At 43.8% G+C, this 15,895-nt stretch carries 17 protein-coding genes; 13 read left to right on the top strand and 4 right to left on the bottom strand.

The genetic code is table 11. From position 1 onward, the window contains the following. Positions 1-10: 10 nt before the first annotated feature. The 10 genes from ccoN to uspE all read left to right on the top strand — a co-directional run bounded on the left by ccoN (position 11) and on the right by uspE (position 9,012). Entirely contained in the window at positions 11-1,444 is a 1,434-nt protein-coding gene (gene ccoN, locus AC3CIA_RS08410; RefSeq protein WP_102437077.1) for a cytochrome-c oxidase, cbb3-type subunit I, read from the top strand. An 11-nt stretch (positions 1,445-1,455) separates the two neighbouring features. Continuing rightward, positions 1,456-2,076, top strand: coding sequence for a cytochrome-c oxidase, cbb3-type subunit II (gene ccoO / locus AC3CIA_RS08405; protein ID WP_004733677.1), 621 nt, complete (start codon positions 1,456-1,458; stop codon positions 2,074-2,076). A gap of 9 nt (positions 2,077-2,085) precedes the next feature. After that, the gene (locus AC3CIA_RS08400) at positions 2,086-2,259 is read left to right on the top strand and encodes a CcoQ/FixQ family Cbb3-type cytochrome c oxidase assembly chaperone (protein ID WP_004733679.1); all 174 of its coding nucleotides are present in this window, start codon (positions 2,086-2,088) and stop codon (positions 2,257-2,259) included. Continuing rightward, positions 2,259-3,233, top strand: coding sequence for a cytochrome-c oxidase, cbb3-type subunit III (ccoP, locus tag AC3CIA_RS08395; RefSeq protein ID WP_004733681.1), 975 nt, complete (start codon positions 2,259-2,261; stop codon positions 3,231-3,233). Before AC3CIA_RS08400 ends, ccoP begins: the two co-directional genes overlap by 1 nt. Before the next feature lie 108 nt (positions 3,234-3,341). Next, a complete protein-coding gene (locus tag AC3CIA_RS08390) occupies positions 3,342-3,821 on the top strand; it encodes a FixH family protein (RefSeq protein ID WP_017074288.1) in 480 nt (159 codons plus the stop codon). Between the two features lie 5 nt (positions 3,822-3,826). Then, the gene (locus AC3CIA_RS08385) at positions 3,827-6,199 is read left to right on the top strand and encodes a heavy metal translocating P-type ATPase (RefSeq protein WP_488517949.1); all 2,373 of its coding nucleotides are present in this window, start codon (positions 3,827-3,829) and stop codon (positions 6,197-6,199) included. Further along, complete coding sequence (gene ccoS / locus AC3CIA_RS08380) at positions 6,199-6,435, top strand: cbb3-type cytochrome oxidase assembly protein CcoS (protein WP_004733686.1); 237 nt, start codon at positions 6,199-6,201, stop codon at positions 6,433-6,435. Before AC3CIA_RS08385 ends, ccoS begins: the two co-directional genes overlap by 1 nt. Continuing rightward, positions 6,425-7,099, top strand: coding sequence for a sulfite exporter TauE/SafE family protein (locus tag AC3CIA_RS08375; protein ID WP_004733688.1), 675 nt, complete (start codon positions 6,425-6,427; stop codon positions 7,097-7,099). The genes ccoS and AC3CIA_RS08375 overlap by 11 nt, the downstream gene beginning before the upstream one ends. Before the next feature lie 86 nt (positions 7,100-7,185). Further along, on the top strand, positions 7,186-7,932 hold the full coding sequence (gene fnr, locus AC3CIA_RS08370; RefSeq protein ID WP_004733691.1) for a fumarate/nitrate reduction transcriptional regulator Fnr: 747 nt from the start codon (positions 7,186-7,188) through the stop codon (positions 7,930-7,932). Positions 7,933-8,064: 132 nt separating this feature from the next. Further along, positions 8,065-9,012, top strand: a complete 948-nt coding sequence (gene uspE / locus AC3CIA_RS08365; RefSeq protein WP_004733693.1) for a universal stress protein UspE — start codon at positions 8,065-8,067, stop codon at positions 9,010-9,012. Positions 9,013-9,112: 100 nt separating this feature from the next. Here the strand turns inward: uspE and ttcA are convergent, their stop codons facing one another. From ttcA to AC3CIA_RS08345, 4 genes are all read right to left on the bottom strand, one after another. Then, positions 9,113-10,006, bottom strand: a complete 894-nt coding sequence (ttcA, locus tag AC3CIA_RS08360; protein WP_004733695.1) for a tRNA 2-thiocytidine(32) synthetase TtcA — start codon at positions 10,004-10,006, stop codon at positions 9,113-9,115. A gap of 348 nt (positions 10,007-10,354) precedes the next feature. Next, complete coding sequence (locus AC3CIA_RS08355; protein WP_004733696.1) at positions 10,355-11,005, bottom strand: DUF2987 domain-containing protein; 651 nt, start codon at positions 11,003-11,005, stop codon at positions 10,355-10,357. A gap of 123 nt (positions 11,006-11,128) precedes the next feature. Further along, the gene (locus AC3CIA_RS08350) at positions 11,129-11,977 is read right to left on the bottom strand and encodes a glucosaminidase domain-containing protein (protein WP_488517948.1); all 849 of its coding nucleotides are present in this window, start codon (positions 11,975-11,977) and stop codon (positions 11,129-11,131) included. Continuing rightward, entirely contained in the window at positions 11,970-12,824 is an 855-nt protein-coding gene (locus AC3CIA_RS08345; RefSeq protein WP_488517947.1) for a DUF2189 domain-containing protein, read from the bottom strand. Before AC3CIA_RS08345 ends, AC3CIA_RS08350 begins: the two co-directional genes overlap by 8 nt. Positions 12,825-13,153: 329 nt before the next feature. On the opposite strand from AC3CIA_RS08345, the gene potA reads away from it, so the two are divergent. From potA to potC, 3 genes are read left to right on the top strand one after another with little or no spacing between them, the layout of a single operon-like run. Continuing rightward, positions 13,154-14,269, top strand: coding sequence for a spermidine/putrescine ABC transporter ATP-binding protein PotA (gene potA, locus AC3CIA_RS08340; protein ID WP_065205192.1), 1,116 nt, complete (start codon positions 13,154-13,156; stop codon positions 14,267-14,269). Next, a complete protein-coding gene (gene potB / locus AC3CIA_RS08335) occupies positions 14,253-15,110 on the top strand; it encodes a spermidine/putrescine ABC transporter permease PotB (protein ID WP_017107109.1) in 858 nt (285 codons plus the stop codon). Before potA ends, potB begins: the two co-directional genes overlap by 17 nt. Next, positions 15,110-15,880: a spermidine/putrescine ABC transporter permease PotC gene (potC, locus tag AC3CIA_RS08330; RefSeq protein WP_009846722.1), complete on the top strand. Its 771-nt coding sequence runs from the start codon at positions 15,110-15,112 to the stop codon at positions 15,878-15,880. The genes potB and potC overlap by 1 nt, the downstream gene beginning before the upstream one ends. The last annotated feature ends 15 nt before the right edge of the window (positions 15,881-15,895 follow it).

Below are 15,895 nucleotides of genomic sequence, written 5' to 3'. Positions count from 1 at the left end.
AATTGGAAGCATGCAAATGAGCCAAGAAAAGCAGCTTGAACAAAACTACAACTATACGGTCGTCCGTCAATTTACCCTCGTTACAATTTTGTGGGGTATTGTCGGTATGGGCGTTGGTGTTTTGATTGCCGCTCAATTAGTTTGGCCACAGCTAAACTTTGATACGCCGTGGCTGACGTACAGTCGTTTACGTCCCCTGCATACTAATGCGGTTATTTTTGCGTTCGGTACAAGTGCGCTGTTTGCAACATCATATTATGTTGTACAACGTACCTGTCAGACGCGTCTCTTTGGTGGCCCTCTCGTAGCCTTTACCTTTTGGGGTTGGCAAGCGATTATCCTGTCCGCTGCAATTACTTTACCGTTAGGTCTAACCTCTGGTAAAGAATACGCAGAACTTGAATGGCCAATCGATATTGCTATTACTCTTGTGTGGGTAGCTTATGCGGTCGTGTTCTTCGGAACTATGATTAAGCGTAAGACATCGCACATTTATGTAGCTAACTGGTTCTTCGGAGCCTTCATCATCACGGTTGCCGTGTTGCACATCGTTAACAGCCTAGCTGTTCCTGTATCTGCGTTTAAATCGTACTCGATTTATTCCGGAGCGATCGATGCAATGGTGCAATGGTGGTACGGACACAATGCGGTAGGCTTCCTATTGACAGCTGGTTTCCTAGGTATGATGTATTACTTCGTTCCTAAACAAGCTGGTCGCCCTGTTTACTCTTACCGTTTGTCGATTGTTCACTTCTGGGCTCTTGTGTCACTGTATATCTGGGCTGGTCCTCACCACCTACACTACACTGCACTTCCAGACTGGACTCAGTCTCTAGGTATGGTTATGTCTTTGGTTCTGTTTGCTCCATCTTGGGGTGGCATGATCAACGGTATTATGACTCTATCTGGTGCGTGGCATAAGCTACGTTACGACCCAATTCTACGTTTCCTAATCGTTTCTCTATCATTCTACGGCATGTCGACTTTCGAAGGCCCTATGATGGCAATTAAAACGGTTAACGCACTATCTCACTACACGGACTGGACTATCGGTCACGTTCACTCTGGTGCGTTAGGTTGGGTTGCTATGGTTTCTATCGGTTCGGTTTACCACCTAGTTCCAAAACTATTTGGTCAAGAGCGTATGTACTCTGTATCCCTAATCAATGTTCACTTCTGGTTAGCAACGATTGGTACGGTTTTCTACATTGTTGCAATGTGGATTTCTGGTGTGATGCAAGGTCTGATGTGGCGTGCAGTTAACTCTGACGGTACATTGACTTACAGCTTCGTAGAGTCTGTAGAAGCTTCTTACCCGTTCTACTTTGTACGTTTCTTAGGTGGTCTTATCTTCCTATCTGGTATGTTCTTACTGGCATACAACACGTACAAAACTGTTTCTGCACCTAAAGATAGCCTTAAAGCTATCCCTCAACCGGCTTAAGGAGATTTAGAATGAGCTCAAATTCAAATAATCGCCATGAGTTGGTCGAGAAAAACGTTGGTCTACTCGCGATCTTAATTGTTATCGCAATCAGCTTTGGTGCTTTAGTCGAAATCACCCCGCTTATTTTCCAAAAGCAAACGACTGAACCTGTAGAAAACCTACGTGTTTACTCTGCTCTGGAAATGGAAGGTCGTGATATTTACATTCGTGAAGGTTGTAACGTATGTCACAGCCAAATGATTCGTCCTTTCCGCTCTGAAACTGAACGTTACGGTCACTACTCTGTAGCTGGCGAAAGTGTTTGGGAACATCCATTCCTATGGGGTTCTAAGCGTACTGGCCCAGATCTAGCGCGTGTTGGTGATCGTTACTCTGATGAGTGGCACCGTGTTCACCTTCTCGACCCTCGCGAACTTGTTCCTGAATCAAACATGCCTGGTTTCCCATGGCTTGCTGAGAATGTACTTGATGGCAAATTGACTAAGCAGAAGCTTGAAATCTTCCGTAATCAATTTGGTGTTCCTTACACAGACGAACAAATTGCTAACGCTAAACAAGATGTTGAAGGAAAAACAGAGATGGATGCAATCATCGCTTACCTTCAATCGCTTGGCCACGCAATGAAATAAGGAATAATTATGGACATTATTACATTTCAAAGTGTTTGGACTGTTACTGTTTTTGCTTGTTTCATCGGCATCGTTTGGTGGGCTTTCGGTAAAAATCGTAAGTCGCGCTTCGACGAAGATGCAAACCTAGTGTTCGCTGATGAAGCACCTGCGAAAGATAAAAATCAAGGAGTGACGAAGTAATGAGTACATTCTGGAGTATTTGGGTAACAGTCATCACAATCGGTACGCTGATTGGCTGTGCAGCCTTACTTCGTTGGTGTTCCAACGATAAAACAGGTGTAGAAGAAGGTCATGACATGGGCCATGAATACGATGGTATTCGTGAGCTTAATAACCCACTACCTAAATGGTGGACATACCTTTTCGTTAGCACAATTGTGTTTGCAGCTGTTTATCTTGCTCTATACCCGGGCCTTGGCAACTTTAAAGGTCTACTAGGTTGGACGAGTTCAAACCAAACAGTTCGTAGCGTAGAAGAGTCTCGCTCTGCAATCGCTGCAGCTCAAGCTAACAAACAGTTAGATGAGTACGCAAAAGAGCTTGATGACGCGAACACTTACTTTGGCGAAGCATTTAAGAAGCTAGCTCATGATGAGAACGGTCTTCGTTCTGTTCCTGACATTGCATCAGATGCTGACGCAATCAAAGTTGGTCAACGCTTGTTCCTGCAAAACTGTTCTCAGTGTCATGGTTCTGATGCTCGTGGTCAAAAGGGCTTCCCTAACTTGACTGACGATGCATGGCTATATGGCGGTGAACCACAAGCGATCGTTACTACCATCATGCATGGTCGTGTCGGTCAAATGCCAGCGTGGAAAGACGCACTTGGCGAAGAAGGCGTTAAAGAAGTGGTTAGCTACACTCTTAGCCTTTCTGGTCGTAGCGTGAACGTACGTGAAGCAGAAGCTGGTAAAGCACGTTTCGTAGTGTGTGCTGCGTGTCATGGTACAGATGGTAAGGGTAACCCTGCTGTTGGTGCTCCTGACCTAACAGACCGCGATTGGTTGTTTGGCGATTCTCGTGCTGATGTAACTGAAACAGTAATGAACGGTCGTTCTGGTGTAATGCCGGCTTGGAAGGATATCCTCGGTGAGGATAAGGTACAGCTCGTCGCTGCCTACGTCTGGAGCCTCAGCAACTCAGATAAAGAGTAACATAATAATAACAGCCCCTTCTTAAGGGGCTGTCTTTCTTTTACAGTTATAACCTTAAGTGTTTGTAAAAATTAGTTTTATTTCATTAGATATATTGAGAATAATAATATGGTACAACCTTGGTATAAGCAGTTTTGGCCGTGGTTTTTGATCTTCCTAACCGTTGGCGTTTCTATGCTAACATTGGTTCGAGTCGCGATACTTACCAACCATTCAGTTAACGTTGTCACTGAAGATTACTATAAAAAAGGTAAAGGTATTAATGTCGACATTTCAAAAGTAAACGTTGCCAAAGAGCTTGGCCTATCAGCTTCAGTTAGCGAGAAAGGTAACTCAGTTATCATTACCCTAGACAAAGGCAAGCTAGACCACTTCCCTGCTATTAGCGCAATGTTCGTGCACCGAACGCTCCCTGACCGTGATTTTACTCAGCTACTGACCGCTGATGCGAGCGGCAACTACACGTTGACTCTGGACCATGAAATGCAAGGTCCATGGTTTATCGAGCTTTCTCCGCATGATTCTGAATGGTTAGTGCAAGGTCGCATGAACTTTCCAATTGATACTCCTACTCAACTAACGAACTAAAGCTTATGTGTGAATCCTGTTATCACTGCGGTGAAGATGTACCAGCGGAAACGGATTTTAAAGTAGAAATCTTAGGATCGGTTCGACCGATGTGTTGTCCAGGTTGCGAAACCGTAGCCCAGACAATCGTTGATAGCGGTTTGGTCTCTTATTACCAATATCGTACCGCTCCGGCTGAAAAAGCGGATCTAATACCAGAGCAACTTCTGGCACTCAGTCATTACGACAACGAAGATGTTCAATTGGAGTTCGTCCGTAACTCTGAAAATACATCTGAAGTGACATTGTCACTCGAAAGTGTCTCTTGTGCTGCTTGTGCATGGCTTATTGAAAAGCAAGTCTCTTCAAAGTTAGGGGTTGTTAGCATTCGTGTTAATACCACGACTAACCGCGCCCTGCTCAGCTGGGACAACACTCAGGCTAAACTGAGCGAGCTGTTGTCTGCAATCCATACCCTAGGCTACAAAGCAGCACCATTCGAGGCTGATCAACAAGAAGCCGCCTATCATCGTTCGATGAAGAATTATCTCTATCGTCTTGGTATTGCTGGTTTAGCGACCATGCAAGTCATGATGTTAGCTGTAGCGCTCTACCTCGAAGTGTTTGGCAGCCTTGAACCTGAATTCAAAAGTTACTTCCGTTGGGTAAGTTTGATCTTCGCGACACCTGTTCTCCTATACTCTGCGTTACCTTTCTATATTAATGCGTGGCGCAGTATTAAAGGCCGAACATTGGGTATGGATGTACCCGTTTCGATCGCTCTGCTATTTGCTTACGTTGCGAGTTTAGTGGCAACAGTGACAGAGCAAGGTGAAGTGTTCTTTGAATCTATCTCGATGTTCACCTTCTTCTTGTTGCTTGGTCGTTTCCTTGAGATGCGCGCGCGTCGTAAAGCTGCAGCAGCTAGCGGTAACTTGCTTAAGCTCGTTCCTGCGATGGCGACAACGCTAGACGGTGAGCAAGTACCGGTAAAAACCTTAAAAGTTGGCGACCAGATTCGCGTTTTACCGGGTGAACATATTCCCGCAGATGGCAAAGTATTGTCTGGCAGAATTCATATCGATGAATCCATGCTGACTGGCGAATCTATCCATGTGGTCAAGAATGAAGGTGATACGGTCTTTGCTGGCACATTGAATGGTGATGAATCGTTTGAATTGGAAGTGATGACCTCTAAAGCGGATTCGGTTATTTCTAATATCGTTCGTCTTCAAGATGAAGCTCAATTGTCTAAACCCCGAATTGCTGAAATCGCCGATGTGGTGGCTCGATACTTTGTCGCGGTTATCTTAATCATTTCATTCGGGACTTGGTTCTACTGGCATCAAACACGACCAGAGGACGCTTTCTGGATCATGCTTTCAGTATTAGTGGCGACCTGCCCTTGCGCTCTGTCTCTTGCGACGCCGACCGCGATTACGTGTTCAACTTCTCGCATGGGTAACTTCGGTATCTTGCTGCGCAAAGGTCACGTATTTGAAACCTTATGCAAGGTAAACCACTTAATCATCGATAAAACGGGCACTCTGACTGAAGGTGATATTCGTATCAGTAAAGTTGAGACGTTTGCTGACCTTGATAAAGACACTTGTTTGCAAGTTGCAGCAAGCCTAGAGCAACACGCTAACCACCCTATCGCTAAAGCGTTCAAAACTTATATTTCTGATGATATCGAAGTGGAGTCGGTAAACAACGTGATTGGCTCGGGCATTACTGGCGAGTTGAATGGGCGAGAAGTGGCAATTGGTAGCAGCGAGTTCATTCTAGGTGAAGCTCAGCCATCTGAAAGTAACGGTATTTACTTGTCGATGTCTGGTCGTCATATTGCAACATTCACTTATGAAGATCCGATTCGTAAAGAAAGTATCGAGTTCATTAAGCAATTCAAAGAAGCAGGAATCAAAACCACGCTGCTGACTGGCGACTCTTTGATTAATGCGAAGCCTGTTGCAGCAGAGATTGGTATTACTGACATTGTTGCTAACGCGAAGCCGGAAGACAAGCTGGCTTATTTAAACTCTAGAGACGCAAGTGACATCACCATGATGGTTGGTGACGGTATCAATGACGCCCCTATTCTTGCCGGTGCTCACCTGTCTGTTGCTATGGGCGGCGGTACTGATGTGGCGAAAGCCTCTGCGGATATGGTGCTATTGGGTGATAAGCTCGATAGATTACTTAAGTCCCGTACTTTGGCGCTAAAAACGCGTAGGATAATCCGTGAAAACCTAGCTTGGTCACTAGGATATAACTTACTTATTCTTCCATTGGCTGTCGCAGGTTTGGTTGCTCCATACATTGCTGTTGTTGGCATGTCTGCTAGCTCTATTATTGTAGTATCTAATTCGTTAAGGCTTTTAAAAGAGCAAGGTAAATAATGGAAAGTTTATACATACTCATTCCAATTGCGATCGTACTTGTATGTATCGCGGTTGGAATCTTTCTATGGGCAGTGAAGAGCGAGCAGTTTGAAGACCTTGAACGCCAAGGCCATAACATTCTGTTTGATGAAGATACTAATGTTCATCATCATTCTGATAGTAAACCTGTCAAGAATGAGAAAGCTAACGTAGAAAGCCAAACTAACTTAGACAAAAAGAACGATGACGCCTGATTGGATTGGCGCTTTTGTTGTTGGATTGATCGGCGCAGGCCATTGCATGGGAATGTGTGGTGGTATTGCGTCGCTTCTTTCGATTGGCAACAGTAAACCTTCCCCTGTCATTCCCCTGCTTTATAACTTAGGGCGCTTGCTAAGCTATGCTGTGATTGGCGGTGTTATTGGTGGTGCAATCTCTTCGATAGGTCAGCTGAGCGATTTTAATGCTCTGCTGGGCTGGCTGCGTTTGTTTGCTGCTGGTTTTATGATCGTCTTAGGTTTGTATATCGGTAAATGGTGGTTTGGCTTGTTGTTCTTTGAAAAAGTTGGACAGAAGCTATGGCGTTATATCTCTCCTTTAGGCAAATCATTTCTACCATTGAAGCACCCTAGCCATGCTTTACCTTTTGGTTTTATCTGGGGTTGGCTTCCATGTGGTCTTGTTTACTCAATGCTAACGTGGGCGGCAGTGTCAGGAAGTTGGTATAACGGAGCGGGTATCATGCTTGCTTTCGGTTTAGGTACTCTTCCAGCGATGCTCACGGTTGGAATGGGTGCCAATTTCCTCAAAAAACTGCAACAAGCTGACTTATTTCGCCAGTTTGGCGCAATTTTAATCCTCATTTACGGCTTCTATACCGGTTATATGGCACTACAGCTCATTATTTATACCGTATAGTGGTGTCTTTAATCCGGTTTTTTTACTACCCTTTAGGATTAAGGAATGCTAAAATATTGACGTATATCAAATAGTGAAAGATTGTTATGATTTCTGAAAAGCCTGTGACGAAACGAGTTCAGTCTGGTGGCTGTGCGATCCACTGCCAAGATTGTAGTATTAGCCAACTCTGTATCCCATTTACTTTGAATGAATCTGAGCTAGATCAACTTGATCAGATCATTGAAAGAAAGAAACCTATTCAAAAAGGCCAAGAGCTATTTAAAGCGGGAGACGAACTTAAGTCTCTTTATGCTATTCGCTCTGGAACGATTAAAAGCTATACGATTACCGAGCAAGGTGATGAGCAGATTACTGCATTCCACTTAGCGGGCGATCTTGTTGGCTTTGACGCGATCACGGGTGACGAACACCCTAGTTTCGCTCAAGCTTTGGAAACTTCTATGGTATGTGAAATTCCATATGAGATTCTCGATGACTTATCAGGGAAAATGCCTAAATTGCGTCAGCAGATTATGCGTTTGATGAGTAATGAGATTAAAGGTGACCAGGAAATGATTCTGCTTCTTTCTAAAAAGAACGCGGAAGAGCGCCTTGCGGCATTCCTTTACAACCTTTCAACTCGCTTCTCTCAGCGTGGCTTCAGCCCTCGTGAGTTCCGCTTAACGATGACTCGTGGCGATATTGGTAACTACCTTGGTTTGACTGTTGAAACAATCAGCCGTCTGTTAGGTCGTTTCCAAAAAGCGGACATCTTGAGCGTTAAAGGCAAATACATCACTATCGAAGATCACGATGCGTTGATGGAACTTGCTGGCGTTTCAAAAGAATAGTCTAGATATCAATGATGTAGTTCAATAATGAGCTACATCATGTTTCTCTCTTAAAACCTCTTATATTTCTCTTATTCTCTCCATAACTACGCTACATTATTTATATGTTCGGTCTGAAAAGTAGGCTTAGTTATGAGTATCTATAACAAAATTTTAGTTGTCGCAGACATTAATCACGATGAGCAACCTGCTCTAGTTCGTGCTATCCAACTTGCCAAGAAAAGCACCTCAACAAGCCACATCACTTTCTTTTTGTCGATCTACGACTTCTCGTATGAAATGACATCTATGCTCTCTGTCGATGAGAGAGACGCAATGCGCAAAGGCGTAATTCATCAGCGTGAAATTTGGATGAATAAGGTTGCTGCTCCTTACCTTGATGATTCTATTGAGTTTAACGTACAAGTGGTTTGGCATAATCGCCCGTATGAAGCGATCATTGCTGAGGTTTACAGTGGTGAGCATGACATTTTGATCAAAGGCACGCGTAAACACGATACCTTAGAATCGGTCATATTTACTCCAACCGACTGGCACCTATTGAGAAAGTGCCCTAGCCCAGTGCTGCTGGTTAAAAATGATTTCTGGCCAGAACACGCGAAGATCTACGCTTCCGTTCATGTTGGCTCTGAAACAGAAGCTCACTTAGAGCTCAATGATACGATGGTCGACAGATTACTTGAGATCACTGGTCGTTTGGATGCTGAACCGTTCTTGGTGAACGCCTACCCGGTGACACCTGCGAATATCACAATCGAATTGCCAGAGTTTGACCCAACCTCTTATACTGATGCGGTTCGTGGCCATCACTTAACCGCGATGAAAGCACTGCGCCAGAAACACGGTATGTGTGAAGAGCAAACCGTGGTTGAGCAAGGCTTGCCTGAAGATGTTATTCCTCGTGTAGCGTCTGAACACAATGCGGCTATGGTTATCCTTGGTACAACAGGTCGTACTGGCTTGTCTGCCGTGTTTATCGGCAATACTGCGGAACATGTCATCGATAAGATTAACTGCGATGTACTGGCTCTTAAACCGTCAGGTTACGTTAGCCCGCTTGATCCGAATCTGTCTAAATAGCTGATTTTTAATTATAAAAAACGCCTCAAGCAATGCTCTTGAGGCGTTTTTGTTTATCTAAAGCTTACGCGATTCCAACAACAGAATCGTTTATATCGCGTTATACGTTAGTTACGTCGATGAACATTGACTCATCAATGTTTGAAGACGAGATTTCAGCTTCTTCGAATTCGTATGCTTTGCGATCTTCGCTACGATCCAGTGGAAGGTTAATGAAATCAAACAACTCACGGTCAGCCAATTGGCTTGGGCTCACGTTCTGAATTGACTTGAAGACCTTCTCAACACGGCCTGGAGTCTGTTTATCCCAATCAATTAGCATCGCTTTGATGTTTTGACGTTGCAGATTTTCTTGAGAACCACACAGGTTACATGGAATGATCGGAAACTCTTTATGCTCTGCGTATTTGATTAGGTCCGTTTCGCGACAGTAAGTCAGAGGACGGATTACAACGTTACGACCATCGTCAGAGCGAAGCTTAGGTGGCATAGCCTTAAGGCGAGCACCGTGGAACATGTTCAGGAACATAGTCTCAACAATGTCGTCTAGGTGGTGACCTAGAGCAATCTTAGTTGCGCCAATCTTCTCTGCAAACGAGTACAACGTACCACGACGCAGACGTGAACAAAGGCCACACGTTGTCTTACCTTCTGGCACTTTTTCTTTTACCACTGAGTACGTATCTTTATCTACGATGTAGTAAGGAATGTTCAGAGTTTCAAAGTACTCAGGAAGAATATGCTCAGGGAACCCCGGTTGTTTTTGGTCTAGGTTTACGGCAACAACATCAAATTTGATGGGTGCTGCTTCACGCAAACGTAGCAAAATGTCTAGCATCGCAAATGAATCTTTACCGCCACTAATGCACGCCATTACTACGTCATTCTCTTCGATCATGTTGTAGTCGACGATGGCATTCCCAACATTTCTTCTTAGAAGTTTCTGAAGCTTGTTGAATTCAAGTGTATCTTTTTTATTTTCGTTTTGGTTCATTGCGACTCTCACACCGTCGTATTACCGACTGTAGATTGCTAGTGGGACTGTTTTAGGGCGTGGATTATACGGATTTTTATTTCAGGTTGGAACAGCAACGACAGGATAAACAAGCCAAGCAGGAGAAAGATTCCGCCTTATCATACGATCTGTCCTCTAGCGGTGAGAAAAACATGTCGCAATGAGAGGTAAGAATCAAAGATGAAAGGCCGTCGAGATATGTGATTTGGCAAGATTTAAAGGTTTAGGTTTAAGTTTAAGACTTTAAACGAAAACAGCCTGTTCAAAGAAGAACAGGCTGTTTCGTCAAGATCTTAAGCTGAGCAAACAGCTTCTGGCTGGTCGCTATTATTGCGCTGGTATGTAAGGCAAAACGCGAACTGTGGTTTCTGGTAACGTGATGCTGTCACTTCCATTCAGTTCGTCCAGCGTGAATTTCGCACGCCCTTCTCTGATTGGGATTTGCTTACCATTAGACAGAGCAATATTGCCTTCAAGTTTACTATCAAATTCTAGCGTCAAACCTTGAATATCAGGAGTGAACCAACTAGAGAACATGCCGCTGACGTCTTCTAGCATCGCTTGCATCTGTGGTAAAAGGTTTTCTAACTGTGCAACCTCAACCGTTCCAGCCAAAGGCTTCTGAGTCATTACGACGAGCGAATACGCACATTCTTGTTCTTGGGTTTGTACAAAGATAAGAGGGTTTGCTGAGCGTAGGTTTTTATCTACCGGTAGAAGCAGCTCATTCGCAGGAGACACTTTTAACTCTTCGTAATGCTCTTCTTTCTCCATCCAAGCTTTGCTGATGTGACAGGTTTTCTGTGCTTGTTGGTCAACAAAGAAGACCGCAACTTTAACATCATCGTGCCCTTCTTTGGTGTTGTTTTTCAGCTGAGTATAGAGTTTAGAATACGTGAACATGTATTCTTGCGCCGAAGCAGGAAGAGAAACGCCAAGGCTTAAAGTGGCTAATAGAGCGAGTACTGTCTTTTTCATTATTATAATCTTGTCGAAGTTGAGCGTTTATAAATAGAAAGAGCAGCCAATGAGCTGCTCTTTTTGTGATGTTAATTGGTGTAAGCCGACTTTCGAAGGCAACCAAGTTGGTATCAAAATGAGTTACTTTTTCCAGTATACCTTGTTGTGACGGATCATAGCTTGTAAATCAGTCACATAGTCTGAACCTCGCTCAGAATATTTTAACAAGCCGTTAGTGAGCTCTGTCGCTGTTTCGGTTGTTAAAAGGTCGTCACCTTGTGCAGCAAGTTTTGCGCGAATGGCTCTTAAATCAGAGTAAGCACGGTTGCGGTTAAGGTTCATGAAGTAACGATGCACCGATTCTTGGCTTGAAGAGAATGTTGCTACTTCATGCGAGCTACCTTCGTTACGTTGTAGCGGAACAAGTCCACAACCTTTGGTGTAACACCAGTGTCCGAAATAGTTGTTGGCTTTGGTGGCGAAACGCGATGTCCCCCAAGCCGATTCATTAGCAGCCTGTGTCAGTACCAGCGCCTCTGGCAGTACGTTGACACGGCTCAGCATCTCTGTCAGCCATGCCTGATCTAAACCTTCACTAGGTACTGGTAAGCTGTACAACTTCCCTAGCCTTTTCGCATAAGACGCGTCTTCAGAGTCAATATTGCTCAAACCAGATTCAGATAGCTTAGTTAAAAACGCGCGCTCTTTGGTGATACGTTTGTTTTCAATATTGATGCTTGGGCGAAGGAATGAAAAGAATGTGTCTTTTTTCACGTTCACATCTTCGATAGCAGTAAAATTTGGTCGATCTGAAGCCACGGTCAAATCACCAAACTCACTTGATGTATTTGAACTTTGGTCTGCCGAACGTCGGCGCTCTTCTTCTTGGTAAATGTATGGACCAACCAGTGAGATAGACCCCACAATCGCTAGTGCAGTTACCTTTAGCGCAAGTGATTTACTTGCGCTGCCTTTGACATTATTACGCATCGAACACCTGAGGGTTTTTGTTTTTGTTACCATCGTTACTGTTGTTGCCGTCGTTATTACTGTCGCCGTTGCTGTTGTCGTCATCACTATTAGGTCGATCTGACGCAATAACCTTCAGTTTGATACCAAACATTTCACGGTAGATGATGCCTTTCACATGAAAGAAAAACGGAAGAACGAATATCAAGCCAATGCCGTACATCATTGCTGCCACAATGAACATCAGCATAACCATTAAGTAGATAGATGCGACGACGAAGATTTTCTTATTTACCGCTCTTAGAGAAAGCAGCAACGATTGCATTGGCGGTACTTTCTTATCACAAATCAGCAGAATTGAATTGCTGAATGCTAGTGAGAAGTAGATAGACAAAAATGGCAAAAGCATACCTGCAATGCCTTGAAGCATGAGGCTGAACAAAGTAACGAGAATGACTGGAACCGTGAACTGTAAACCTTTTCCGATATGACGTACTTTGGTTTGTAAGCCTGCGGCGTGGCTCATTGCCATTAAACAGATGCCAGCATAGATAGGCGCGCTGATTACTTCGTAGCTGAAGTTAGCAATAAAAATGGATTCAACGACCTGTGGTGTAAATGCCTCTGGGTCGATAACCGCGTCTAAGATAATCGCGGGGTCACCAAGCTGCAGTTTTAGTGCGATATAAAAGATAGCCAATTGCACGAACATCAGCGCAACAATCGCAGGGGAAAACGAAAGAAAGTGACTTATCGTATGTTTCCAAGCTTCTTGGAATACAGCCGTTGCTTTGAGCTCATAATCGCCGGAAAGTGCACGGTCGATACTACCGCCCAAATTAAAATCTTTTTCGATGTCGTTGTTCATATTGATACCTAGGTGCGCCAACTAAACGAAGCCACCTAACTTATTGATAAAAAATTGCCTTCATTATACCCATATGTCGGCTGCAAACTAAAATATGAATCTGTAACAAGGCTTGCTTTTGCGTCTTAATGGTTAATAATTAGACACTTGTTAGGGTGTGAACCCAATAAATAACAGTATGGTAAAGGATGTTTACTTTTACCTGCGAATTTTTTTATCTATGAATGGTAAAAAATGCTTTGAATTCACGTTTTTGGTGATTATGATGCGCGCCTTAAAGGTGTATAGCAACAGGTCTCAAATAGAACCAAGGTGGAGAAAAACAGACGTTGAACGCTAAAAAATCAGTAGGAAAGCCAGTCGTACAGTTAACTGGCATTAGTAAAAGTTTCGATGGTAAGGAAGTCATCGGCAATCTTGATCTAAACGTAAATCATGGTGAGTTTCTCACGATATTAGGCCCGTCCGGTTGCGGTAAAACCACGGTACTAAGGATGATTGCAGGGTTTGAAACGGCAGATAGTGGTGAAATACTATTAGCTCAACAGAATGTAACCCAAGTTCCTGCTGAACAAAGGCATGTTAACACTGTATTCCAAAGCTATGCTCTATTCCCACATATGACCGTTTTCGACAATGTGGCATTTGGTTTACGCATGCAAAAAGTGCCAAACACCGAGATTGAACCTCGTGTCATGGATGCTTTAAAAATGGTGCGCCTAGAACAAATGGCACAACGAAAGCCACACCAGCTATCCGGTGGTCAACAGCAACGTATCGCAATCGCTCGTGCTGTCGTTAATAAGCCTAAAGTTCTTTTGTTGGATGAGTCTCTCTCTGCTCTAGATTATAAACTACGTAAACAGATGCAAATTGAGCTAAAACAACTGCAACGCCAACTTGGTATCACGTTCATTTTTGTAACGCATGACCAAGAAGAAGCATTGTCCATGTCTGATCGTATTATTGTTATGCGTGATGGCGTGATTGAACAAGACGGTACACCAAGAGAAATCTACGAAGAGCCTAAGAACTTATTTGTTGCTCGTTTCATTGGTGAAATTAACGTATTCGAAGCGACAGCGAAATCTCGTCAAGATGAAAAGCGCATTGTTGCGACAATCGAAGGTGAAGAGTCAATTATCTATCATGATAAAGACGTAGCACCGGGCCAAAAACTGCAAGTACTACTTCGCCCTGAAGATCTTCGTATCGAAGAAATTAAAGAGTCGGACCGAAGCGGTATTGTCGGCCACATTGTCGAGCGAACCTACAAAGGCATGACATTAGATTCAGTCGTAGAACTTGAATCAGGTATGCGTGTCATGGTTAGCGAATTCTTCAACGAAGATGACCCTGATGTTGATCACTCACTGGGCCAAAAAGTTGCAGTAACTTGGGTTGAGAGCTGGGAAGTGGTGTTAGAAGATGAGCAAGAAGTTTAATTTACAAAACGCGATTGTTGCTTTAATCACAGGTTGGTTAGTGCTGTTCGTGATGATTCCAAACATCATGATCATCGGCACTAGCTTTCTAACTCGTGACGAAGCGAACTTGATCGAGATGACCTTCACTCTCGACAACTACCTGCGTTTGGCTGATCCGCTGTATTTTAAAGTGCTAATGCACTCTTTCTATATGGCGATAGTCGCAACCCTACTTTGTTTAATTATTGGTTACCCATTTGCCTACATCGTGGCAAAAATGCCTGCGAAATGGCGTCCAATCATGTTGTTTTTAGTGATTGTGCCATTCTGGACAAACTCTTTAATTCGTACTTACGGATTAAAAGTGGTTCTGGGTACTCAAGGTGTGTTGAACAAAGGTTTGTTGGCGTTAGACATTATTGATAAGCCACTTCGTATCATGTATTCAGAAACGGCAGTAATGATCGGTTTAGTGTATATCCTATTACCTTTCATGATTTTGCCGTTGTACTCAGCGATTGAAAAGCTAGACGATACTTATTTAGAAGCGGCTAAAGACTTAGGTGCGAACAAACTTCAAACGCTATTGAAGGTTGTTTTACCGCTAACGATGCCTGGCATTATCGGCGGTTGCTTACTTGTATTGCTTCCTGCGCTTGGCATGTTCTACATTTCAGACTTGTTGGGCGGTGCTAAGAACCTATTGATCGGTAACGTCATTAAAAGCCAAGTGCTTAATGCTCGTGATTGGCCGTTTGGCGCAGCAACCAGTATTGCACTGACTACCGCTATGGCCGTGATGCTTTATGCCTACTACCGAGCAGGCAAGTTATTGAATAAGAAAGTGGAGCTAGACTAATGGGTCGCACAGTTAAGTTCAGCTTTATGGCGCTGGTATACGCTTTTCTATACCTACCTATTATCGTATTGATTGCAAACTCATTTAATGCCAATAAATTCGGTATGAAATGGGGTGGCTTTACCACCAAGTGGTATGACGCGCTGATTAACAACGACAGCCTAATGCAGGCTGCGTGGCACTCGATCAACGTAGCGGTGTTCTCTGCAACTGCCGCAACGATTGTCGGAAGCCTGACTGCTGTTGCCCTATTCCGTTACCAATTTAAAGGTAAAGGCATCGTCAATGGCATGTTGTTCATCGTGATGATGTCACCAGATATCGTAATGGCGATCTCGCTTCTTGCTCTATTCTTGGTAATGGGTGTGCAACTTGGGTTCTTTACCCTACTTGCAGCGCACATTACTTTCTGTCTGCCGTTCGTTGTTGTCACGGTTTACAGTCGCTTGAATGGCTTTGATGTGAAGATGCTAGAAGCCGCAAAAGACTTAGGTGCAAGTGAATGGACGATTCTAAAACAGATCATCCTGCCTCTTGCTAAGCCAGCGGTTGCTGCGGGTTGGTTATTGAGCTTCACTCTGTCTTTGGACGATGTGATCATCAGCTCTTTTGTTACAGGGCCAACCTACGAAATATTACCACTGAAGATTTACTCGATGGTTAAAGTCGGTATATCTCCAGAGGTCAACGCCCTAGCAACAGTGATGTTAGTGGTGTCGTTAGTACTGGTGATTATTTCCCAGTTGTTAGCGAGAGAGAAAATCAAGTAAGTCTCCTACTCTTTA

It is taken from the genome of Vibrio sp. QJM3NY_27 (assembly GCF_057785955.1).
The sequence above is the reverse complement of the archived record's forward strand: the minus strand, read 5'-3'. Positions and strand labels throughout refer to the sequence as shown.